Origin of the sequence: Mesorhizobium sp. ISC25, from assembly GCF_042295465.1 — a bacterium.
Lineage (GTDB): Bacteria > Pseudomonadota > Alphaproteobacteria > Rhizobiales > Rhizobiaceae > Mesorhizobium.
In genome coordinates this window covers 2,766,833-2,786,341 of sequence record NZ_CP135441.1, presented here as the reverse complement: position 1 = coordinate 2,786,341, position 19,509 = coordinate 2,766,833, and the positions used below count along the sequence as shown (strand labels likewise).

At 59.7% G+C, this 19,509-nt stretch carries 21 protein-coding genes and 3 pseudogenes; 9 read left to right on the top strand and 15 right to left on the bottom strand.

The window, feature by feature from the left end; translation table 11 throughout:
• Positions 1-721 precede the first annotated feature (721 nt).
• Both RQ479_RS13975 and RQ479_RS13970 read right to left on the bottom strand, forming a co-directional pair.
• Positions 722-1,225 (bottom strand): recombinase family protein, encoded by a 504-nt coding sequence (locus RQ479_RS13975; RefSeq protein WP_376705523.1) that lies wholly within the window; start codon positions 1,223-1,225, stop codon positions 722-724.
• Positions 1,131-1,388, bottom strand: coding sequence for a recombinase family protein (locus tag RQ479_RS13970; protein WP_376705522.1), 258 nt, complete (start codon positions 1,386-1,388; stop codon positions 1,131-1,133). Before RQ479_RS13970 ends, RQ479_RS13975 begins: the two co-directional genes overlap by 95 nt.
• On the opposite strand from RQ479_RS13970, the gene RQ479_RS13965 reads away from it, so the two are divergent.
• Positions 1,387-2,100: a DUF4336 domain-containing protein gene (locus RQ479_RS13965; RefSeq protein WP_376705940.1), complete on the top strand. Its 714-nt coding sequence runs from the start codon at positions 1,387-1,389 to the stop codon at positions 2,098-2,100. The two genes, RQ479_RS13970 and RQ479_RS13965, sit on opposite strands and share 2 nt — an antisense overlap.
• A gap of 788 nt (positions 2,101-2,888) precedes the next feature.
• On the opposite strand, the gene RQ479_RS13960 is transcribed toward RQ479_RS13965, so the two are convergent.
• A complete protein-coding gene (locus RQ479_RS13960; RefSeq protein ID WP_292665332.1) occupies positions 2,889-3,122 on the bottom strand; it encodes a DUF6894 family protein in 234 nt (77 codons plus the stop codon).
• A gap of 24 nt (positions 3,123-3,146) precedes the next feature.
• On the bottom strand, positions 3,147-3,335 hold the full coding sequence (locus RQ479_RS13955; protein WP_376705521.1) for a DUF3606 domain-containing protein: 189 nt from the start codon (positions 3,333-3,335) through the stop codon (positions 3,147-3,149).
• Positions 3,336-3,457: 122 nt separating this feature from the next.
• On the opposite strand from RQ479_RS13955, the gene RQ479_RS13950 reads away from it, so the two are divergent.
• Complete coding sequence (locus tag RQ479_RS13950; RefSeq protein WP_376705520.1) at positions 3,458-4,012, top strand: hypothetical protein; 555 nt, start codon at positions 3,458-3,460, stop codon at positions 4,010-4,012.
• A gap of 650 nt (positions 4,013-4,662) precedes the next feature.
• Here RQ479_RS13950 and RQ479_RS13945 read toward each other — a convergent pair.
• The 3 genes from RQ479_RS13945 to RQ479_RS13935 form a co-directional block, all read right to left on the bottom strand.
• Positions 4,663-4,890: a hypothetical protein gene (locus RQ479_RS13945; protein ID WP_376705519.1), complete on the bottom strand. Its 228-nt coding sequence runs from the start codon at positions 4,888-4,890 to the stop codon at positions 4,663-4,665.
• 171 nt (positions 4,891-5,061) lie between these two features.
• On the bottom strand, positions 5,062-5,259 hold the full coding sequence (locus RQ479_RS13940; RefSeq protein ID WP_376705518.1) for a hypothetical protein: 198 nt from the start codon (positions 5,257-5,259) through the stop codon (positions 5,062-5,064).
• Positions 5,260-5,768: 509 nt separating this feature from the next.
• Entirely contained in the window at positions 5,769-5,936 is a 168-nt protein-coding gene (locus RQ479_RS13935; protein ID WP_376705517.1) for a hypothetical protein, read from the bottom strand.
• A gap of 148 nt (positions 5,937-6,084) precedes the next feature.
• Here RQ479_RS13935 and ligD point away from each other — a divergent pair, with 148 nt between their 5' ends.
• On the top strand, positions 6,085-7,875 hold the full coding sequence (ligD, locus tag RQ479_RS13930) for a DNA ligase D (protein WP_376705516.1): 1,791 nt from the start codon (positions 6,085-6,087) through the stop codon (positions 7,873-7,875).
• 211 nt (positions 7,876-8,086) lie between these two features.
• Here ligD and RQ479_RS13925 read toward each other — a convergent pair.
• Both RQ479_RS13925 and RQ479_RS13920 read right to left on the bottom strand, forming a co-directional pair.
• Positions 8,087-8,266, bottom strand: a pseudogene (locus RQ479_RS13925) (quinone oxidoreductase); the annotation flags it as partial.
• A gap of 114 nt (positions 8,267-8,380) precedes the next feature.
• Positions 8,381-8,467: pseudogene (locus tag RQ479_RS13920) on the bottom strand (VapC toxin family PIN domain ribonuclease); the annotation flags it as partial.
• 125 nt (positions 8,468-8,592) lie between these two features.
• Here RQ479_RS13920 and RQ479_RS13915 point away from each other — a divergent pair.
• A complete protein-coding gene (locus RQ479_RS13915; protein WP_376705939.1) occupies positions 8,593-10,590 on the top strand; it encodes a conjugal transfer protein TraG in 1,998 nt (665 codons plus the stop codon).
• Positions 10,591-10,594: 4 nt separating this feature from the next.
• On the top strand, positions 10,595-11,029 hold the full coding sequence (locus RQ479_RS13910) for a CopG family transcriptional regulator (RefSeq protein WP_376705938.1): 435 nt from the start codon (positions 10,595-10,597) through the stop codon (positions 11,027-11,029).
• A gap of 1,376 nt (positions 11,030-12,405) precedes the next feature.
• Here RQ479_RS13910 and RQ479_RS13905 read toward each other — a convergent pair.
• Complete coding sequence (locus RQ479_RS13905; protein ID WP_376705515.1) at positions 12,406-12,711, bottom strand: hypothetical protein; 306 nt, start codon at positions 12,709-12,711, stop codon at positions 12,406-12,408.
• Between the two features lie 295 nt (positions 12,712-13,006).
• Positions 13,007-13,891 carry a hypothetical protein gene (locus RQ479_RS13900; RefSeq protein ID WP_376705514.1) on the bottom strand — a complete coding sequence of 295 codons (885 nt, stop codon included), beginning with the start codon at positions 13,889-13,891 and terminating at the stop codon, positions 13,007-13,009.
• Between the two features lie 461 nt (positions 13,892-14,352).
• Here RQ479_RS13900 and RQ479_RS13895 point away from each other — a divergent pair, with 461 nt between their 5' ends.
• Entirely contained in the window at positions 14,353-14,796 is a 444-nt protein-coding gene (locus tag RQ479_RS13895) for a DUF2905 domain-containing protein (protein WP_376705513.1), read from the top strand.
• A gap of 411 nt (positions 14,797-15,207) precedes the next feature.
• Entirely contained in the window at positions 15,208-15,333 is a 126-nt protein-coding gene (locus tag RQ479_RS13890; RefSeq protein WP_376705512.1) for a hypothetical protein, read from the top strand.
• Positions 15,334-15,537: 204 nt separating this feature from the next.
• Here the strand turns inward: RQ479_RS13890 and RQ479_RS13885 are convergent, their stop codons facing one another.
• Positions 15,538-15,798, bottom strand: coding sequence for a DUF3072 domain-containing protein (locus RQ479_RS13885; RefSeq protein WP_376705511.1), 261 nt, complete (start codon positions 15,796-15,798; stop codon positions 15,538-15,540).
• A 268-nt stretch (positions 15,799-16,066) separates the two neighbouring features.
• On the opposite strand from RQ479_RS13885, the gene RQ479_RS13880 reads away from it, so the two are divergent.
• On the top strand, positions 16,067-17,107 hold the full coding sequence (locus RQ479_RS13880) for a GSU2403 family nucleotidyltransferase fold protein (RefSeq protein ID WP_376705510.1): 1,041 nt from the start codon (positions 16,067-16,069) through the stop codon (positions 17,105-17,107).
• A gap of 228 nt (positions 17,108-17,335) precedes the next feature.
• Here RQ479_RS13880 and RQ479_RS13875 read toward each other — a convergent pair.
• From RQ479_RS13875 to RQ479_RS13865, 3 genes and pseudogenes are all read right to left on the bottom strand, one after another.
• Positions 17,336-17,717: pseudogene (locus RQ479_RS13875) on the bottom strand (type II toxin-antitoxin system VapC family toxin).
• A complete protein-coding gene (locus RQ479_RS13870) occupies positions 17,717-18,037 on the bottom strand; it encodes a type II toxin-antitoxin system VapB family antitoxin (protein WP_376705509.1) in 321 nt (106 codons plus the stop codon). Before RQ479_RS13870 ends, RQ479_RS13875 begins: the two are co-directional and overlap by 1 nt.
• Positions 18,038-18,052: 15 nt before the next feature.
• Positions 18,053-18,211 carry a hypothetical protein gene (locus RQ479_RS13865; protein ID WP_376705508.1) on the bottom strand — a complete coding sequence of 53 codons (159 nt, stop codon included), beginning with the start codon at positions 18,209-18,211 and terminating at the stop codon, positions 18,053-18,055.
• A 326-nt stretch (positions 18,212-18,537) separates the two neighbouring features.
• Here RQ479_RS13865 and trbB point away from each other — a divergent pair, with 326 nt between their 5' ends.
• Positions 18,538-19,503 carry a P-type conjugative transfer ATPase TrbB gene (gene trbB, locus RQ479_RS13860; RefSeq protein WP_376705937.1) on the top strand — a complete coding sequence of 322 codons (966 nt, stop codon included), beginning with the start codon at positions 18,538-18,540 and terminating at the stop codon, positions 19,501-19,503.
• Positions 19,504-19,509: the final 6 nt, after the last annotated feature.

Here is a 19,509-nt window from a genome sequence, read left to right as displayed (position 1 = left end):
CAAAAGCCGGGGTCCGCCAAACAGCCATTTCACTGCGAAGCTGTTCCATCGCGTGTTTCCAAGGAGGGTGTTTTCTCAGCCTTCAGCCGCTGCTCCCGGAGCCGAGCCGTCTTTGCGTCTCGGGCCGCGCGCTCGACATCGATTAATGACCGTGCAGCATCTGACGTGCGCTGCTCTCTCTCATCTCTTTGTGTCCAAGTGGCCAAGCGTCGCAGTCCTATCTTTTTGCGTGCCTCTGACCTGAGGGCACGCTGCTGCTTGATCAAACCGTGAATCGCAGACGAGTGTTCCACCAGGACCACAAAAAAGTCCCGCCGCACATGCCCCATGACGGCGGGACCCGATCAAGTGACTTGCGCCAAGCTGGGGGATGCGGGGGTGGGCTTGCCCGGTGCACGCAGACCGTCAGGAACTTTAGGCCCATCATCTGCAACGCGTCCACCAACCGTCAGTTGGAAGGAAATTCGGCCACCGAGAGATCGGTCATCCCCGGATCGCTGTGGCCAGCAACCGTGCCAGTGACGGCCGTTTTGTATTTTACCCGTCGTACGATTGAAGCGACTGAAGGACTTCCCGAGGGAGGTGAGGCTCGTGGCTCCAATGAAACTACTAACAGTCGCGGGCACTATAGAAGCTCGCCGCAGATAGGAACGCCGTTTACTGAGGGATTTTTCCTTCGCTTGTTTGATGTAGCAGCACGTCTATGCCCTCGGTTGCGCCTTCAGACCACGCTATGCTTCAAAATATCGCTGATCTGCGTTGCCGCCCATGTGCCACCGCGAGCCGTCGGGATACCCCGCGCATTGAGGCCGGCGGCCGTTTCCCGCATGGATGCGCCCGTTGCCTGAATTTCTCTGATAATAGGCAGGACGTTGGATGCGAAGCCGTCGGCAATGGCCGTACGGCGCTCTGCAGCGGCTTTCTGAGCCTTGCGGATCTGTGGATTGCCGAGCCTTACGCCAGGGGCCTTGACGGCTGCGAGCGCGTCTTTCGTGCGCTGTGAAATCATTGCGCGTTCCTGTTCCGCAACGGCTGCATAGATGTGCAGCATGAAAGGCGATACGTCCGCGCCCAGCTCTGCGACAATGAACGGCGTTCGCTTCGCCATAAGAGCCGAGATAAAGGCCACATCACGGGACAGCCGATCGAGTTTGGCGACGACGACCGCGCAATCGTTGCGCTTGGCTTCCGACAACGCCGCTGCGAGCTGGGGACGTTTGTTCAAAGCGTCCGCGCCTTTGCCTGTCTCGACTTCCCGAAATTCGGCGATCAGCTAAGCCTTCAGCCTCAGCGAATTTCGCAATCGCCACCCGCTGCGCTTCCAGGCCCAGGCCAGACTTGCCCTGCTGTGCTGTCGAAACGCGGATATAAGCGACGGCCCGTTTCATTATCCTGTGTTCCTTTCTGCTATGTAAAGACACTATACATCGGTTTGAATATCTGACGGTAGCAGGAATAAAACTTCCGCTGCCATTCACCACTCGGATGACGGTGGTGCGCCTGTCCAACGGCGATCTGTTCCTTCATTCGCCCATCAAGTTTGCTTCGACGGTGGCCGAAGAGTTACGGAACTTGGGCAGAATTCGCCACCTCGTGTCACCCAACCAGTTTCACTACGCTCGTGAGTGGTCGAAAGTCTTTCCAGAGGCAATCACATGGGCATCGCCCGGAGTCCGCCAAAGAGCCCGCGCACGGCATGCTGATGTGACGTTCGCTCGAGATTTGGAAGCCGATCCGCCGGAGGAGTGGCGGCGGGACATGGACCAGACACTGTTTCCCGGCGGCTACTTCAAAGAGTTCATATTCTTCCACCAAGCGTCAAAGACGCTGATTCTTACAGACACGATCATCAATCTCGAATTGGACATGATCGATGAGCCTTGGCGCACGGTGACGAAGCTGACTGGGATGGCTCACCCGCACGGGCGGACCTTCTTTGGCATGCGGCTGCCAATTCTCCTGCATCGGCAGAAAGCACGGGCCGTAATAGGCAAACTCCAGTCGTGGCAACCGCGGCGAGTGATTCTCAGTCACGGCCGCTGCTTTGATGCGAATGAAGACGAGATTGTCCGTAGAATATTCGGAAAGACGGCTTGGTGAGGCAGTGGTTTGGGGGAAGCCAAATGTCCATTTCGGCTCGGCTCCGCCGCTCGCCCCGATCGCTTTAATGACCGCCCCTAGCGCTCCTTGCTCGTTTCGCGGATGCCCGCGAGGATCAGCTCGCAGCGTGACTTGTAGGACGTCATCGGCGGCCTTGCGTTCCTTTCATTCGGATGCTGACGATAGCGACCCGGGATGATCTGACCAGTTCCCGAAATCGTTGCGATGGGCGAAGCTAGTCTAGTGATCCAACCGTTGATTGGTGGACGCATGGCAACTGATGCGCCTATGGTCCCTGAGGGTCCGCGCGCAACCGGGCAAGCCCACCCCCCGCATCCCCCCTGCCTGGTGCAAGTCGCTTGATCGGGTCCCGCCGTCCTGGCATGTGCGGCGGGACTTTTTACTGCTGTAACACCCGACCGGCGCGGCGGTTCATCTTAACGCAGCAAGTCTCTCACCGATCGGCCCGGCCGCGTCCTCTTCCGGAGGGGGCGGGCTTATTCGACATTGACGCGGTGACCCCGAGCGACCTGCCGGAGGATCCAGTGATCCGAGCGGATATCGCGACAAGGATTTCGAGAGAGACCGACGGCAAAATGGGCCGGACCATACGGTGGTCACGAAAGCCAAGCTGGATCACAACCTGTTTGAGGAACAGGACGAAGCTGACACCTTCGATCGCGAACCATCTGTGGTTCCGTTGCTCCTGGTTCTTTATGTGCTCTCAATGTTGATATTGGCTGGGTACGCGCTCGCTCGTGCGTATTTTCTATGACGCCCGCTCACCTCTAGTGCGCCATCTCAATTTCGAATTTGATCCTAGCGTGTAGCAAAACCTCGCCCGTCTCGGTGCGAACGATCATCGCAAAGCTGCGGTCAGAACCGTCTGCCTTGTCTTTCACGATCGCCGCCAAGGCCTTTGCAGCCTCGACCTTGGCTGCTTCGACGTCTGGAAGATCGGTGCCTTGATCGTCCGGATATACGTCATTGGCATCCGCGAAGTCGAAGAAATATCGCGGCATTGTGTTGGTGCATTTGTTCAGGGATCAACTGAGACGAAGCGATTTTGCTGCTTCTGTAAGGCGGCCGCGATCGTTGCCGTAGGTCTTGATCAACTGCCGAACCTGGTCGGGCGTCAGGCCCTTTTGCTCGGCGAAGTATTCTACCTCATAGTCTTCGTCCGCCGATATGCGGTTGCGGTCTCGGAAATCCCGCTTGCTCCTGTCGTCAGCCATGCTGGCCCTCCTTCGGATTCGGATCAACAGCAACGCCGGGAAGCAGCTTTTGTTGCCACACCCCTGTGGAATCACGTTCCGTTCACTCTGGCTAATATAGCTTTGTATCTAGTTTTGACTGGGTGCGTAAAATTGTAAGTACCGGCGGCGGCCGCCTCGAGTTCATTCCGCCGATGGAGCCCAGGCTGGTCTCAAAGCCGCCCGAGGGTGAGCACTGGATTCACGAGATCAAGCTCGACGGCTGTCGAACGCAGATCGTCATCAACAGCCCCGACGATATCCGCGCCTTTACCAAAAGTGGTGCGGACTGGACGAGTAAATACACCGGCCTCGTCGAAGCCGCGCGCGAGCTCGATGTTAAGAACGCGATCTTTGAGGGTGAGGCAGTGGTCACGAATGCGGCCGGCCTGCCGGACTTCGACGCGCTACAGAGGGCCGTCCACAGCGACCCCTACGCCATGATCCTCGGCGCCTTCGACATCATGCATCTCGACGCCACGATCTGCGCCACATCGGCTGCAAGGCGCGCCGCGAGATCCTGTTCGGTATCATCAAGTCGAACAGCAGGATCCAGTTCAGCGAATCGCTGCCTGGTGATCCCAAGGCTCTTCAATCATCGCCGCACCAGCTCCGGAAAGAGAAGCGACCCGCGACGCACTGGGTCCAGCCAGGCGTGAAGCTGCGGATCAAGCACCTTCGTGGCGAACATAAGTACATACGTCACGCTTCGCTGCTGGGCTTCGACGACGAGGATCAGGACCACAAAAGGAGGTAGTGTCACCCGAGACACTGCCTAATAGGAAGGCCACTGGCTAAAATCGGTGCGAGAACGTACTATGAAAAATCGCCAGCTACGCACCATGGGCGCTGACGCTTGGGAGCGACCATCGCACTCCTGCCCCAACCGAAGGCATTGGTGTGATGGCCGAAGAATCAAGGCTGGCAGGCCTGACGGACGAAAATGTACGCGCGCTTGCACGGGAGTCCGGTGCCACTGAGCAGCAAATACGTGACATTGCATCTTTGATCGGGCTCGATCGTGGCTCGATCCTGAGAGAAGCGCGTCTGTTGACCAGTGATCTACGGCCGAAGCTTTAGGGCTTGGTCACTGACGGCCTTTGCAAGCGCCTCACCCTCATGCACCGGCAAAGGTCCATAGAGCAGGTTGACCGCCTCCTCGCTCGGCAGAACGCCGGCTGGGCAGGTCAGCTCGATCGCCAGGCGCACGAGCTGCAGGCCGGTTCAGCCCACGCCGCATCCGCTTCGCATAAGCGGCCAGACCTATCGCTCTGCCGCTAGATCGCTGTGCGGCTATCGGCCAATAGGCTCAAACCTTGAGCTGCTCCGTGCGGCCAGGCTGGCCAGGCTCGATCTTCGTCAACCGCAATCTCGCCTCGGCCACGCGTCGTTGCGCAGCCCGGATCCTGCTGCACAGCGTGATATTGATGCCGACACCGCAGCCTTCATCCAGCATTTCATTTGCACGTTCGAGGGAGCGCTCGGCCCGGTTAAGCCGCTGTCGGGCTCTCGCCAGTTCCATATCCAAAAGTTCCATTATTCCGAATCCGTTGCGGTCCCTTCGATTGGTAAACCGCTTGTGGTCGCCGTTGGTTCCGGCTGTTCGCAAGCGTGCAGCCCAGACGGTCGATGTGGCTGGCACAGTTCTAGAGCGAGAGTGATGGCTCCGGTGGCCTGAAGGTCGCGACGAATGAAACGCCGGCCCAGTTCAACCCGCGCGACGTCCTTCAGTGCTGAGGGAATCGATCTTCACCAAGCGGTCTGCGGCCTCGACCGCAGTTCGCATCCTGCTGCACAGCGCGAGATTCTCGGCCAGCATTTCTTCAGTGCGTTGAAGCGCGAGCTCGGTCCGGTGGATGCGCTGCCTGGCATTGGCAACTTCCGATGTCAAAATATGGGCCGCCATCCCGTGGCCCTGGGGTTCCATAGTATCCATGGATTTCTAACACATGGGGGCCGATATCGTTCCCCTCCATCGCCAGGATACTGGCGCTGGGCTGTCGATCGTCAAGGCCGGCCGAAGCGCATCATGGCGGGCGCAATGACGAGCCTCGACTCTTGGCATTTCCTTCTGTGTCATGTTGTCGGCCGCCATCAGCTCCCGCGGGTCCATCGCGCTTCCAACCTGCAGTGGACGATCGCCTGAATGAGGCCAGCCAATTCTGGTCGATCTTTTCGGGCTTGCTGGACGGTCAGTTCGGCGAAGCGTCCGATGGCTTGATCGGACCGATCAAGATCCTTGCCTTTGTAGCCGGCCTCGTTGTTGGTTTTAATCCGCCTCGCTTCGGAGCACAGGCTCCTTTCTGCGCGAATTCGGCGTCCAGGCCGTGATGGTGTCCGCATCGACGGTGATCAGCGCCCCCGCTTTCAAGGTCACTGTCCGATCCTCCTCGTCCACGCGCGCCACTTCGCCTGTCAGCTGTAACTCGTCACCCGGTTTGACCTTCTCGGTGCCGGGATCGAATGCGGAAATCCGTAGGAGGGGATGCTGACGCTAGCTCTGCCGTCGTCGAGCAGCTTCAGGACCGTGACGGCAATTGCCACCTCTTCGCCGACATTGATGTCCTCAATTTTCCAAGCCATGTCCATGAGTCTGGGGCGGCTTTGGCGGTCGTCAAGAGGTCGCCAATTATGGAGAGGTTGCGATCTGCGCCCCTACCTACGCTTTGTTTCGGAACCGATTCGAACCAGCGATATTGAATTAAATCGCAGTGTTTGGAGTGAGGGGTGCATGCTTACCGAGCTTGGCGTTGGCCGGCTGTCCTTCATTGAATTCCAAATGCCCACGCTGGTCGATAAGCCACCTAAGGGAAGCGGATGGATTCACGAAATCAAGTATGATGGCTACCGCACACAGCTGATCATTCATTTGGGGCGCGTGCAGGCCTTCACACGAAACGGCTACGACTGGACCGACAGATACCTCCCGATCGTCCGCGCTGCGGCTGAGCTAAAAGCGAAGCTGGCAATCATCGATGGCGAAGCGACAGTGTTCGGCGCCACGGGGCGTCCGGATTTCCAGGCGCTACGCCGGGAACTTGGAAAGGCCGAGTCGATGAAGCTGGTCTTTCACGCCTTCGACCTCCTCCACCTCAACGGCAAAGATCTGCGTGAGGCTCCGCTCCTCGAGCGCAAGGGGGCATTGCAACGTCTATTGAAAGACGCGCCCCCGGCGCTCGTCTACGTCGATCATGTGGATGGCGACAGCCCAACTGTGTTCGAGCACGCGTGCGAAATGGGCCTTGAGGGGATTGTCTCGAAGCGTGCTGATTCCCCTTATCGCTCCGGCCGGCAGGAGAGCTGGCTCAAGCTCAAATGCGTCAAGAGCGACAATTTTCCGATCGTCGCCTTCGTCGAGAAGTTGGGTGCGCGGCCACGCAGGATTGCCTCGCTCTATCTCGGCCGTCGCAAGGGCAATCGCATCCACTACGCCGGCAAGGCGCAGAGCGGCTACAGCCTCACCGACTCACGCGAAGTGCGCGAACGGCTGGACCCACTGATCATCAGTAAATCTCCACTCGCCGAACCGATAGACAAGCCCAAGGCGACTTGGGTGCAGCCGGCAGTCGAGGCCGAAATCCAGTACAGCGGCATCACCGATGACGGGCTGCTGCGGGAAGCCGTGTTCAAAGGCCTGCGCGACGATCTGAGCCCAGCAGCCGGTGCGCCGTTGGTCGGCAAGACGCGGCCGTCCAGTGAAAGTTTCGGCGTCCCTCGCGAGAACATTCTGCAACTGCTGCCCGACGCCCTGGTGCCGTCGAAAGAGGAGCTGATGAGCTATTGGACGAAGGTGGCGAAAAAGGCGCTTGTCCACCTCGGCCGGCGCCCGCTCAAGCTGGTTCGCCACTCGCACGGGGTCACCTTCTATCATAAGGGCAGATTGCCCGACATTCCGGATACGGTGCACCAACTGCGTGTTCAGAAGCGCGAGGGTGGAGAAGGCGTGAGGCTGTGGGTCGATGATCTTGATGGCCTGCTTGGCTTGGTGGAAATAGGCGCTGTCGAGTTGCATCCGTGGAACGCCACCGTCGATGATATCGAGCATGCCGACCGGGTTGTCATCGATCTGGATCCTGGCGAAGGGGTCGAATGGGAGATGATCGTCGAGACGGCTCTGAAGGTCCGGGACATGCTGCGTTCGGAAGGACTCGATAGCTGGCCGAAGGTGACCGGCGGCAAGGGCCTGCATGTGATGGCGCCTGTGCAGGCGGTGATCACCCACGACGCCGCCCGGCAGTATGCCCGAAAGCTGGCGCAGCACTTGGTCAGCAAGCATCCCGATCGCTATCTTTTGTCGGCTGCGCCGTCGGCTCGTTGTGGGCGCATCTTTCTGGATTACCTCCGCAATGGCCGCGGCAACACAGCTGTCGGCGCTTACTCGCCTCGAGCCCGTTCAAGCTTTCCGATAGCCGCTCCAGTCACATGGACGCAGGTCGAAAAGGGAATTTTGCCAGACGCGTTTACGTTGGAGAGCCCATTTCGGCCGGCGAAGGCCGCCTGGACCACGCGGAAAAACCAATAGCAATCGCGAAGTGTTAGTCCCATGCGCGAAGGCCTTAACCGCCGGCGTCACTGCGGCCGCGGCAAGTGGCCGGCGTCATTGGGGCAGTTGGGATAGATGCCTAGTAGACGCCGGCCCAGCGGGTTGGGGTCCGCCACCGGGAATAATAATGAGTCTGGAAATACAGGTAACTCCGTGATCGCGGAAGACGAGCCTTTGCGGTCCCGTCCGTTATGTCGGCGGGCTGTACGGGATAGAAATCCGTCGCGAAATGGCTGGCAGTAAGTCCTGCATGATCACAGCCGCCGCGGTGCGGTCGTCGATTTCGTCGGGAATCGGCACGAGAGCATCGGCCGGTATGGCCGCCCGCTCTGTATAGCTCCCTTGGCGCGTAGACCCACGCAACACGGTCGCGAGGTGAGGCGGTCGCCAGCGCTTTGAAGCTCTCCGGCAAGCCATGGCGGCGGCTGTGCGTCGACAGAGAACGCCGAGATCATTCCCGGCGGTCGAGGCATGTTGCCCCGCGCTCCTCCAGAATCCCGCGGCGGATTTCAGCAACGATCAGCGAGGCGATGAACAAATCCTGGTCGCGCTGGCTCGGCATCCATTCGAGACCGCATCGGGCAAGTCTTTTCACGTCCGGGTACGCGCTGCTGCTTCGACCGCTCCTTTTGTCTTGCGGAGTCGGGAATTCGAGCTTTTCGGTTGTTTCCGATCATCCATTTGGGGAAACGACGGATGCCGGCAAGCAAGGTTTTATGGGGCCAGGTCCTCACCGCCTTTCTGATCATCGTCGCGACAACATGGGGGGCCACACAGTGGACGGCAGGGCGGCTCGGCTTTCAAAGCCAACTCGGTCCACCGTGGTTCGAACTGGCTGGACAGCCCGTTTATCCGCCGCCAGCCTTTTTCTGGTGGTGGTTTTTCTACGACGCGTACGCGCCTAAGGTCTTCCTGGAGGGCGCGGCGATTGCGGCGAGCGGCAGCCTCATGGCGATCGCCGCAGCGATCGGGATGTCGCTGTGGCGGGCGCGCGAGGCAAAGGACACCACGACCTACGGCTCGGCGCGCTGGGCGACGCGAGACGAAATCAAGGCCGCTGGGATGATCGGTCAGGATGGGGTGGTCCTGGGTATGTTGGACCGACGCTATCTGCGTCATGACGGTCCGGAACACGTGCTATGTTTCGCACCGACCCGAAGCGGCAAAGGCGTCGGCCTGGTCGTGCCATCACTGCTGACCTGGCCGGGTTCGGCAATCGTCCACGACATCAAAGGCGAAAACTGGGAACTGACGGCCGGATGGCGGGCCCGTTTCGGCCAGGTGCTTCTGTTCGATCCGACCAATGCTGGATCCGCAGCCTACAATCCTCTGCTGGAGGTGCGACGGGGCGAGTGGGAAGTTCGAGATGTGCAGAACGTGGCGGATGTCCTGGTCGACCCAGAAGGCACATTGGAACGGCGCAACCACTGGGAGAAGACCAGCCATGCGCTGCTGGTCGGCGCAATACTGCACGTGCTGTATGCGGAGAAAGACAAGACCCTCGCCGGCGTGGCGAACTTCCTTTCCGATCCAGAGCGGCCAATCGAGGCAACGCTGCGCGCCATGATGCTCACGCGGCATTTGGGTGATGCAGGCCCGCATCCCGTGGTGGCGTCGGCTGCACGGGAACTGCTCAACAAGTCCGAGAACGAGCGTTCCGGCGTGCTCTCGACGGCCATGAGTTTTCTGGGCCTCTACCGCGATCCAGTTGTGGCCAAGGTGACGTCATGCTGTGACTGGCGGATCGCAGACCTCGTCGAGGAGACACGGCCGGCGACGCTCTTTCTGGTCGTGCCGCCATCAGACATCAGTCGCACAAAGCCGCTGATCCGACTTGTGCTTAACCAGATCGGCCGCAGGCTCACCGAAGATCTTCACGCGAAGGATCATCGACAGCGTCTCTTGATGATGCTGGACGAGTTTCCCGCGCTCGGCAGGCTCGATTTTTTCGAAAGCGCGCTGGCCTTCATGGCCGGCTATGGCATCAAGTCGTTCCTGATCGCACAATCGCTCAATCAGATCGAGAAGGCCTACGGACCGAACAATTCCATCCTCGACAATTGTCATGTGCGAGTGAGCTTCGCCACCAATGACGAGAGGACAGCCAAGCGCGTCTCAGACTCTCTGGGAACCGCGACCGAGTTGCGCGCCATGAAAAACTATGCGGGGCACAGATTGTCGCCCTGGCTCGGGCATCTGATGGTGTCGCGGCAGGAAACGGCGCGTGCACTGATGACGCCGGGCGAGATCATGCAGCTGCCGCCGACCGATGCGATCATCATGATCTCGGGCCAGTTCCCAATCCGTGCGAAGAAGGCACGCTACTTTGCCGACCCGCGTCTTGCCGAGCGTGTCTTGCCGCCACCAAGGACCGGAGAGACAACGCAAAACGCTCGCTCTGACGACTGGACCGACACCACACTTCTTGCTGAGCCGGAAGGCAAATCTCGCAAGCTGAGGCCTGCCAGGGATCAGCAGGACGAGGATCCGGCCAATGGCGGCATTCGCCGCCAGCCCGAGCTTCCCGAACACGAAGATATCGCGCCGGAGCGAACGCCACGCTGCGACGATGAGTTCAACCTCGACAGGGACGAGCCCGATGATGACGCCGTTCGTCGCCGCAGTGTCGATCAAGCCATGAGACGCGCAGCACGTCAGGCCGCCCTTGACCCCAATGATGGCATTGAGCTTTGAGCGCATGAAGAACGCCAAGAAAAGACGTTTGTCTGCCTATGTTGACCCTGACGTGATGAACGCGCTCGCCGATTACGCTGGGCGGCGCGAGGTCTCGCTGTCACTGGTCGCCGAGGCTGCGCTCGCCTCGTTCCTGTCGCCGGACGCCGAAGAACGAAAGCAAGCGGCGATAACTCGCCGCCTCGACCAGATCGATCGACGCGTGCAGCGGGTCGAGCGTGACGTCGGAATTGCTATTGAGACGCTAGCATTGTTCGTCCGGTTTTGGCTCAACTCGACTCCAGCCTTGCCGGAATCGGCGCAAGCGGAGGCGCGCGCCAAGGGCTTGCAGCGCTACGACAATTTCGTCGATGCGCTCGGTCGCCGGCTCAGCAAAGGACCAAGGCTCAGGCAGGAGATAGCTGACGATGTCCCGCCAGCGCCGCCAGCGACTGGATGAGCTGCCGGCAAGACAGGCGCTTCGACAGCCCAACCCCCGGTGCCCGATTGCGGAGCCATTTTGCGCAGCTGATGCCCATCAGATCACCTTTCATCGGAGTGGCGGGCCTCGGCATTCGTCTCCATAGTCGATCTCGGCCTAGCAGTGTGCGTTGCCGGATTGGAGTTCTTTCGACCGCGCATGCTTGGTTGAATTCGAGCCTTGCCGCCCGCGGGAACAGGTTCTTGGCCGTGCCGTAACCAAAGATTGCATATGAAAATCACTTTGAACTGTCTGGTGGCACGGCATCGCTGTCGAAACCGGACATCGGGCCACAATCGATGCCCAGGGCTTTTTCTTAGGCGCAGTAACTTTGAAACAAATCCTGCCGGCAGGCGTTCCAGCATGGCGGGCGGCGTTGCCGGAGGACCCAATGCCCGACGAATACAATGCATCCCCATCCCCCAAGACCACGATGCATCGCCACTTCGGGAGGAGGAGTGTTTCGTCGTCTGCCCTGCGTGCGGCCACGCGTTCGACATCAGGTGTATGTCAGAGGCGCTTCATCACAACGAGCTGGGCCACGAGCCCTACGACCTCGACTCGTAGTCGGCAGTTACCGACGACCGTTGACACGTCGAGCCTGGTCGAGACCAACACCGAGGGTAAGTTCTCGCTCATCTGGCCGGCGTTGCCGTCCGATCGGCTTACAACGAATCCCCGTCGCGAGGGCGGAGCTTCGCCGGCACGCTATTTCGTGACAGATACCTTGCGGGCTTTCAGCGACGACTTGATTGCCGTTGCGGTTGTTGTCGATGCGGTCGCGGCCGTCACCGACCGGGTTGTTAACCCAGGGGAGGGCGCTTACTCCACCGCAACCATGTCGCCCAGTTTCGTGGCGACACTCCGAAGCAGACCTATTGCCGGCATCGGGGGCCAGGACGAACATGTGATCTCCATAATGGGTACGAGCCGGAGCCATCGCGATTGAAACTGCCGACCGGCGACCAAGCGCTCATTGCAGAGAAAGGTTGCGGTCGAGCGGGACGCCCGCGTTGCCTTCACACGAAATGTGCTGGGCGTCTCCTCCCACAGCGCACACATGCGACGCGTCCTGGGCGGGCGCGCCGCCTGTTGCCGAGAGCGACGATCGCGAATGCGAACGCTGGACGGCAGGTGAAGCGCGGTTGCGATAGGCCCAGATCTGACTTGATCCATATCCATCAGTAATCCGAAGACGCCAAGTACGCACTACGCTGGACGCGTGCCCTAGCCATCGAGCTCCCATTGATCCGTTCGTCCGCTCCATAGCCGGCTGGACCGCGCCGCACCCTTGGGCTGTTCAAAGGCGCTTGTATCTTGCCTACGCCGACACCGGCCGTTGTATCGCCGGAGCGTCAACCCGCTGAAGTCCGGCGGTGCTTTCTCAGCCGAGTGATTGCCGACTTGTCGACCGTGATCACCCCGCCGCAGTCAATCCGCACAGAGAGTTTGTTCGCCCCGCGATCGATGCGGGTAACGTCCCCAACAAGAACCACTCCGTCGCCGGCCCGGACTTTGGGTGGCGGATCAATCGTATAAGGATGGTCATACGAAGGAATGCTCACCCTGGCGCGCCCGCTGGGGAGAATCGTGATGACGGTACCTGCTAGCGCAACCTCATCGCCTACCTCAAATTCGCGAGGCATGTTAACGTGCAGCATGGTCTTCCTCCCGATGCTTTCCTAATTCACGCTTTGCTAAATTAATGCCCGGCCAACCAGGTTGGTTGCTTGCAATCGACTTCGTACGGTTACGCACAATTCCATGCTGGGGTATGCACTCCCAGTTGGCCTCGGATCGGCCTTGTGTGCGTCAAATTCTGGAGAAATGGTTTGACATGCAGCGATGATCTTGGCGCGCCCGCCCAGCCATGTGTTAGCGGAGCGGCGGCGATCGGGGTGACATTTCAATACCAGGGGCAACCGGACAGACGCCGGAAGCGGGGAGCCTGAAAGGCTAGAACGATGACACAACCCTTGCCCTTCTGCGCGCCAGGCTTCGAGCTTTTTGGCGAGCGATCCTGAGCTCGGGCAGCGTTGGTTGCCACCAGCCTCGCTGCCGTTCCGTTAACCCGGCAGTACGCCGAGCGGGCCATGTTCTAATCAATTCAGCCAACGTCGCCGGACGCCATCTGCCCCAGACATGGTCGACGTTCGCCTCGATCAAATGCGGATAGAACGCTGCTAACTCCGAGGCGTCGACGAGTTCACCCGATATCTCGGTGAAGACCACGATGCCGTATTGCTCCGTTGCCACCGCACGGCCAAGCCGGGGTAAATCGTCAGGGGGCAGTGGATAGCGACATCGCCTGCGTTCGGCATACCGCAATCTGGCGGCGTTATATTCCTCGGAGTCTTTGGACGCTTCCCGTCGCCGTTTCCTCTCCTCCGGTTCTGCGCGGCCTGCGGCCCTTTCGATGCTTGGCCAATGGCGCCTCAACTCCTCGTATGAGCGGAAAGGCACCCTCCAGGCCCGCAGTTCGTCGTCCCAGCTCGCCCATGGAACGGCTCGCAGTTCTTCGAGAACCGTCCGCGAATATGGCGTGCGGATGCGCAGGTCGTCCGCGACTTCCAGATACCGGCTCGACAGGGGATCGAAGGCGAAGGCGTCTCGTCCCTTGCTGTCATCATGTGCTACTCGTAGATCCGCCTCTTGCGCAAGCCAGCGCTGGATGCGCCGCGCGGCAGTCTTTCCCGGCACGAACCAGCTTCTGCGCTCGTCACTCCACCTGGCGCGCGGGAATGCCTGTCGAAACCGCTCAACCGCCGCTCGATCGTACGGAAAGCGCGCTTCGGCACCAGGAGCTGTCTGCGGTACAGCAGGGGCGTCGGATTTTTCCATCAGATTGCGAAGCACAGCACTGCTAGCAAACAACGCGGTGCAGCTCATTTGGGTCCAAGAACACCAGAACGCATGGTCAGAGCCGCAAGGGGAAGCCAATGAGGCGATCGGTGAAACTGCTCAACGAGCTAGCGTGGAAACCTTCGCCGCGCCAGACCGTTTATTCTGCCCCAGGAGAGGTCCATTCATGCCCAGACGAGATGCAAAAAACCCAGCGGCCAGACGGCCAACGAGCCCTCGTTCGCGTCCCCTGAAAGGCGAGGAGACGGAAGTGAACCACATCGTCGAAACGCAAAGTGTATCGCCAGCCCAGGCGCGAGAGCTTGTGCGGCGGCACGGAAACGATTGGCGTAAGATCGATGAAGCCGCCAAGACAGCTAAGCACTTCCAAGCCGAGGAAAGGGAGCTTTGTCACGGCATCCGCGGAGTTGCAATTCGAGCGGATCGGCTTGAGGTGACGAATGACCACCATCGCAGCCTTCAACGCAAACGGCGTCAAGGGACGATTCCCGGCCCTGCTCTGCCGGGGCTCACCTCACACGCAGGCCAAGCGCAAGTTCGGCCCGGTGGTCGGCGATGCTGACAACGAGACGGCGAAGATCGACAAGAAAGAACCAAAAGAAATTGAGACGCAACGACAGCAAAACAGCAATGAGAATGAGCCCAGCCATGGGCACCCACTATATTCCCGGCCGGATGCCGCTATGTCCAGAACTCTGATTGTCGTTGGTTTGATCATAGTTGCCATAGGCCTATTGTGGCCCTGGCTGTCGCGGGTCGGTCTAGGCAGATTGCCCGGTGACATCGTGATCCAACGTGAGAACTTCACGTTTTATGCTCCGATCGGCACCGGGATTCTGATCAGCATCGTGCTTTCGTTTGTTCTGTGGCTACTCAACCGATAGCGAGGACGGCGAGCCCGCGTCGCCGGAGGAAAAGAACGACGCGGGCCGATCGGAGCTATCCGATCTGGCAGCAAAAATATGAGGGAAAGAGTTTGCTGCCGGGGCAGAACTTTCCGTGCGCGCCCGTGTTCCATCGCGTGAGTAAAAAAGCCCGCCGCACAGTTTGGCGCGGCGGGGCCGATCAAGCGCTGTTGCACCGGGCGGGGGCTCGGGGTCGGGCACGCCCTGTGCGCGCGGATCACAGGGACTTTAGATGCATCAGCTGCAATGCGTCCACCAACCGACGGTTGGACAACACCAAGCTTGAGTCCGAGAGCTTTCTCTCATTGCCGAAGGGGCAAGACAGTTGCGGGAACTCAGCCTTGGCGCGGCACGTTGCTAAGTCGTTGACCTTCGCAAAGGATGCATGCAATGGCGAAAGACGTATCTCGCGAGGAAGAGCAACGCGGCACCGAAAAAGTTCTCTTCTGGGGCACTGCAATCGCCCTTATCCTTTTTGTGTCTCTGCTGACCATCGCCCTCATCGGGACGTCCTGATCTGTTTCGACAGCAGGATTGGACCGGCGGGCGCGAGTCTTGCCGAGCTTAGGCGGATGCCGGGCTGCTGCCCGTATGAGCCACTCCCCTCCGCCGTTTGTCGTCTCGATCGCGAGTCGAGCAGCAACGTGCTGAATTCAGAAAGTGTCCCAATCCGACCCGATCGGCTGTCCTTCGCTGGAGACGAAAACCCACGAGCGGACGCTACAGGCCTAACTTCTCCCGCAGTGCATCAATGCGTTTAGAAGCTTCCGCCTTGCTAAGGCCGTCAGCATAGGCGTCAGGGTCGTCGGCCTGTTCGGCCAGAGTTTTCAAATAGGAGGCTTGTGCGGGAGTCATTGGGTCATCTCCGCTGACCCAATCTTCCGGGTCCTTTTCGACATTTGCCGATGCCTCGATTTTTGGGTTGTGCCGGTCGCCCATGCTCAATCTCCCTTGATGATCACCACAATGAGAAATGATCATGATTTGTTCCGCCACATTGGTAGCTTTCTCAGACCGTTTGCACCGGCCCGGTCTGCGGATCGAATAGAACTAGCGAAGGCCGCGTTCGAGCGGCGCTTTTGCTTCGACTGCGCTGCCGTAGAAAAGCTGCTTCGTCGTCATATTTTTTAATTAATTCAGCTACTTCAACAGTCGCAATGGAATCACGTGAGAGCTGTTGCAATCCGCCACTCCGCCGCCTATTGTGTCTTTGCAACAGCTCGGAGCTAAACGTAGGATAACTGTTGAATTGGCTGATTTTGTTGAATTAAATAACGATCAGCGTCGGGAAAAAGTCAATTCCGACCAACGCTTCATTGCGCTCAAGGAGGCCCAAAGGAAGGCCAAGAGCTTTCGGGGATCCCTCGTCTGGCACACCGTGAACAGCATCGACCACCTGATGCGAAGCTACTACGACGCCGCGGGCGTACGACACCAAAAGGCAGAGGGTCGGCGCTCGCCGACGAGCGAAGCTCTCAAGGCGGATTGGGAAGCAGCTCGCGCGTCGGCCCAAGAAACGCTCTCTGCGCGACAGGAGCAGATGGAGCGCCAATCTGCTGTCAATCGCGCGCTCCGGCTTGGACGTGTTCCCCTGATCGCCGCAAGAATTATCAGAGCAATCGATAACGCCGGTCTTCTCGGGGAAGGCATTCGTATTGCAGGCACGAATGCGATCTACGCCTATGAGGCGGCGGCCGGAGTGTTCGTGGATCCCGGAATCACATCGACGCAAGATATCGATCTCCTCATGGACTCGCGCCAGTCCCTCAGGATCATGTCTGGCGCCAATGTGGAACATGGAGCGCTCATCAACCTTTTGCGCAAGGTCGATCGGTCTTTCGAGCGTTCATCCGCCACGTTCCGCGCGGTGAACCGCGACGGATACCTCGTGGATCTGATCAAACCGCTTGCAAACCCGGCGTGGAAACCGAGCCGGGAAACTGTCGGGAAGGCCGACGACGAATTGGTGGCCGCCGAGATCGCCGGCCTGGCATGGTTGGAAAATGCCCCTGCTTTCGAAGCAATCGCCATCGATGAAAAAGGCGGACCGTTGCGGCTCGTGGTTCCCGATCCGCGCATTTTTGCCGCTCACAAATTCTGGGTCTCAAAACGAGCTGATCGCGAGCCAATCAAGCGCCGTCGCGACCTGGCCCAAGCACAAGTGGTTGCCCGGCTGACGACGCAGTATCTCGAGCATCTCCCCTACGAAGCGAGCGAGCTTCGGGTCCTCCCAAGGGCCGTTTTCGACGAGGCCAATCATTTATTCGCGCGACCAGCGTCGCGGCTGTGAATGTCTGAGCTACATGTTGGCTGGCTGGATTGGCCCTCAACTTCCAACCGATCGAAGACGCGGCCCAGCAGCGCCACATCCGAGGGACTGAAGACGCCAGCTTGCTCTGCTTTGGGACCAAGTTGGCATGACACCCCTTGATGCAGGCCCAGCCGACAGAATCGAAACTAATTGGGCGCTATTACAGGGTTCAAGCTGGAGACAGCCGATGATCTTAGAGTCTCGTGCTCATGCCGGTTCGATATCCGTTTGGGAGAAGTCTTTGCCGATCAAAAGCAGCGGTTCGTCTGCACGCTTTGCCAAAGCATAGGAGAGGAAATCGGCAAAATTCAGCGCGTCGTGGCCTTTGCCGTAGGTCAGCCAACCCTGGGTTCGCCAGATCAACCAATTCGGAGTCTACAGGAACGATGTCGGCCTCGTTTTTGCACAGCCAAAGATCGATCTCGGCCAACGCGTGTTCGCCCCGCCTGCTGACCAGCACCATGCGTGCCTCGGGCACGCACGTTGCCGGGACCAGTCGGATTGGGTCGGAGACCAGCGCTCGTTCCAGCCTTGCTGCCTCAGGGTCGCTCCGAAGGATCGCTACAACAGCTGACGTATCGATCACCATCAGCTAGGGATTCCATGCCCGTCATACCCTATGATCTCCTCGTCGCTGCGACTATCCAGTTCAGGCAATCGTGCCACTCTTTCTGGGATGGCGCGCAATTCTGCCAGCAGACGCTCCTGAGCGGTCTCTCTAAAGCCCAAGCGATGCAAGCGCTCGCTAAGGGCCTGATGGATGGCTGCTGTCTTACTGATACCCTGGCGGCGTGCGAGTTCATCGGCGAGAGCAACGGTGGCCGGATTTTTGATGTTCAGGGACACGAGAAACTCCAAAAAATCTACCTTTCTGGCAATTCCACCATAGTTCTCGAGGCTCTTCAACATACCTGCTAGCCTCGCCTACACCCGCGCCGGATTGACCACGACAATCGTCAGGCCGGCGCCTGCCAAGGCGGCGACAACGGCCGGCGAAAGGGCTGCCAGCCGCCGAACCAGATCCTTCACCCTGGCGTGGTCATTCTCCACCGAGAACGTCTCGCCGCACGGCAAAACATGCACGTCGAGCCGATCCTTGGAAACGTCGATGCCAACAATGATTTCCTAATCGGGCTTCGCTTGCGGCCCTAGATATGGCCGGCCGTTCTGCTGGAGCGGCGATGTCCTGTCGGGCACCGGGTGCTGAGCTATCGCGGTCGCGGCACCGCATTTCGCAAGTCTCTGCACGTCATGCCGCGATAGCCGGTTTTACTTGTTGCAGGGTCGATGTTCATGCTTTTTCTAATTATCCCCGAGCGCGGCACCAACCAGTCCGCCGCGAGAAAACGGGGACCATCGTGGCCACCAGTTATCATGCCAGCAAGGGAGCGGTGTCGCGCGGCGCGCGCATGCTGCGCACCGCTCTCGGCCCGGCCATCGCAGGCTTCCTTGACGATCCAGCCATTGTCGAGGTGATGCTCAATCCCGACGGTCGCTTGTGGGTTGATCGTCTCAGCGAAGGACTCGTTGCAAGCAATGAAATCCTGATCGCGGCCGACGGCGAACGGATCGTCAGGCTGGTCGCGCACCATGTCGGTGCGGAGGTGCATTCGGGCTCGCCGCGCGTTTCGGCTGAACTGCCCGGGACGGGCGAACGGTTCGAGGGTCTGTTGCCGCCTGTCGTCACGGCACCAACATTCGCCATCCGCAAGCCGGCAGTCGCGGTGTTCACGCTTCAAGATTATGTCGCTGCCGGCATAATGACCGAAGGCCAGGCTGACGTACTGCAGCTTGCCGTCGAGACACGGAAGAACGTGCTGGTGGCCGGCGGCACATCGACCGGCAAGACCACGCTGGTCAACGCTCTTTTGGCGGAGGTGGCTAAAACCGCCGAGCGCGTCGTGCTGATCGAAGACACACGCGAGTTGCAGTGTGCTGCGCCCAATCTTGTAGCGCTGCGCACCAAGGACGGTGTCGCCTCGCTGTCCGATCTAGTGAAGTCATCATTGCGGCTTCGGCCCGACCGCATCCCGATCGGCGAGGTACGCGGCGCGGAAGCGCTCGATCTGTTGAAGGCCTGGGGCACCGGCCATCCCGGTGGCATCGGCACCATCCACGCCAATTCTGCCATTGGCGCACTGCGGCGACTGGAACAGCTCGTACAGGAGGCCGTCGTTACGGTCCCGCGCGCGCTGATAGCCGAAACCATAGACCTCATCGCCGTCCTCGCCGGCCGTGGCCCCGCGCGCCGGCTCGTCGAAATCGCCTTGGTCGACGGGCTCGATCCGGCCACCGGCGACTACCGCATCCTGGAAGCAAACCTCGAGCCCACAATGACCGTGAATCACCACTCGCCCTTTGGAGCTTCAGAATGACCCCGA

What these genes read in the sequence shown, in the direction of transcription:
- RQ479_RS13970 (WP_376705522.1), bottom strand. Translation starts at nt 1,388, where the DNA reads ATGAAACGGGCCGTCGCTTATATCCGCGTTTCGACAGCACAGCAGGGC.
- RQ479_RS13960 (WP_292665332.1), bottom strand. Translation starts at nt 3,122, where the DNA reads ATGCCGCGATATTTCTTCGACTTCGCGGATGCCAATGACGTATATCCG.
- RQ479_RS13955 (WP_376705521.1), bottom strand. Translation starts at nt 3,335, where the DNA reads ATGGCTGACGACAGGAGCAAGCGGGATTTCCGAGACCGCAACCGCATA.
- RQ479_RS13945 (WP_376705519.1), bottom strand. Translation starts at nt 4,890, where the DNA reads ATGGAACTTTTGGATATGGAACTGGCGAGAGCCCGACAGCGGCTTAAC.
- RQ479_RS13940 (WP_376705518.1), bottom strand. Translation starts at nt 5,259, where the DNA reads ATGGCGGCCCATATTTTGACATCGGAAGTTGCCAATGCCAGGCAGCGC.
- RQ479_RS13935 (WP_376705517.1), bottom strand. Translation starts at nt 5,936, where the DNA reads ATGGCTTGGAAAATTGAGGACATCAATGTCGGCGAAGAGGTGGCAATT.
- ligD (WP_376705516.1), top strand. Translation starts at nt 6,085, where the DNA reads ATGCTTACCGAGCTTGGCGTTGGCCGGCTGTCCTTCATTGAATTCCAA.
- RQ479_RS13915 (WP_376705939.1), top strand. Translation starts at nt 8,593, where the DNA reads ATGCCGGCAAGCAAGGTTTTATGGGGCCAGGTCCTCACCGCCTTTCTG.
- RQ479_RS13910 (WP_376705938.1), top strand. Translation starts at nt 10,595, where the DNA reads ATGAAGAACGCCAAGAAAAGACGTTTGTCTGCCTATGTTGACCCTGAC.
- RQ479_RS13905 (WP_376705515.1), bottom strand. Translation starts at nt 12,711, where the DNA reads ATGCTGCACGTTAACATGCCTCGCGAATTTGAGGTAGGCGATGAGGTT.
- RQ479_RS13900 (WP_376705514.1), bottom strand. Translation starts at nt 13,891, where the DNA reads ATGGAAAAATCCGACGCCCCTGCTGTACCGCAGACAGCTCCTGGTGCC.
- RQ479_RS13895 (WP_376705513.1), top strand. Translation starts at nt 14,353, where the DNA reads ATGACCACCATCGCAGCCTTCAACGCAAACGGCGTCAAGGGACGATTC.
- RQ479_RS13890 (WP_376705512.1), top strand. Translation starts at nt 15,208, where the DNA reads ATGGCGAAAGACGTATCTCGCGAGGAAGAGCAACGCGGCACCGAAAAA.
- RQ479_RS13885 (WP_376705511.1), bottom strand. Translation starts at nt 15,798, where the DNA reads ATGATCATTTCTCATTGTGGTGATCATCAAGGGAGATTGAGCATGGGC.
- RQ479_RS13870 (WP_376705509.1), bottom strand. Translation starts at nt 18,037, where the DNA reads ATGTTGAAGAGCCTCGAGAACTATGGTGGAATTGCCAGAAAGGTAGAT.
- trbB (WP_376705937.1), top strand. Translation starts at nt 18,538, where the DNA reads ATGCTGCGCACCGCTCTCGGCCCGGCCATCGCAGGCTTCCTTGACGAT.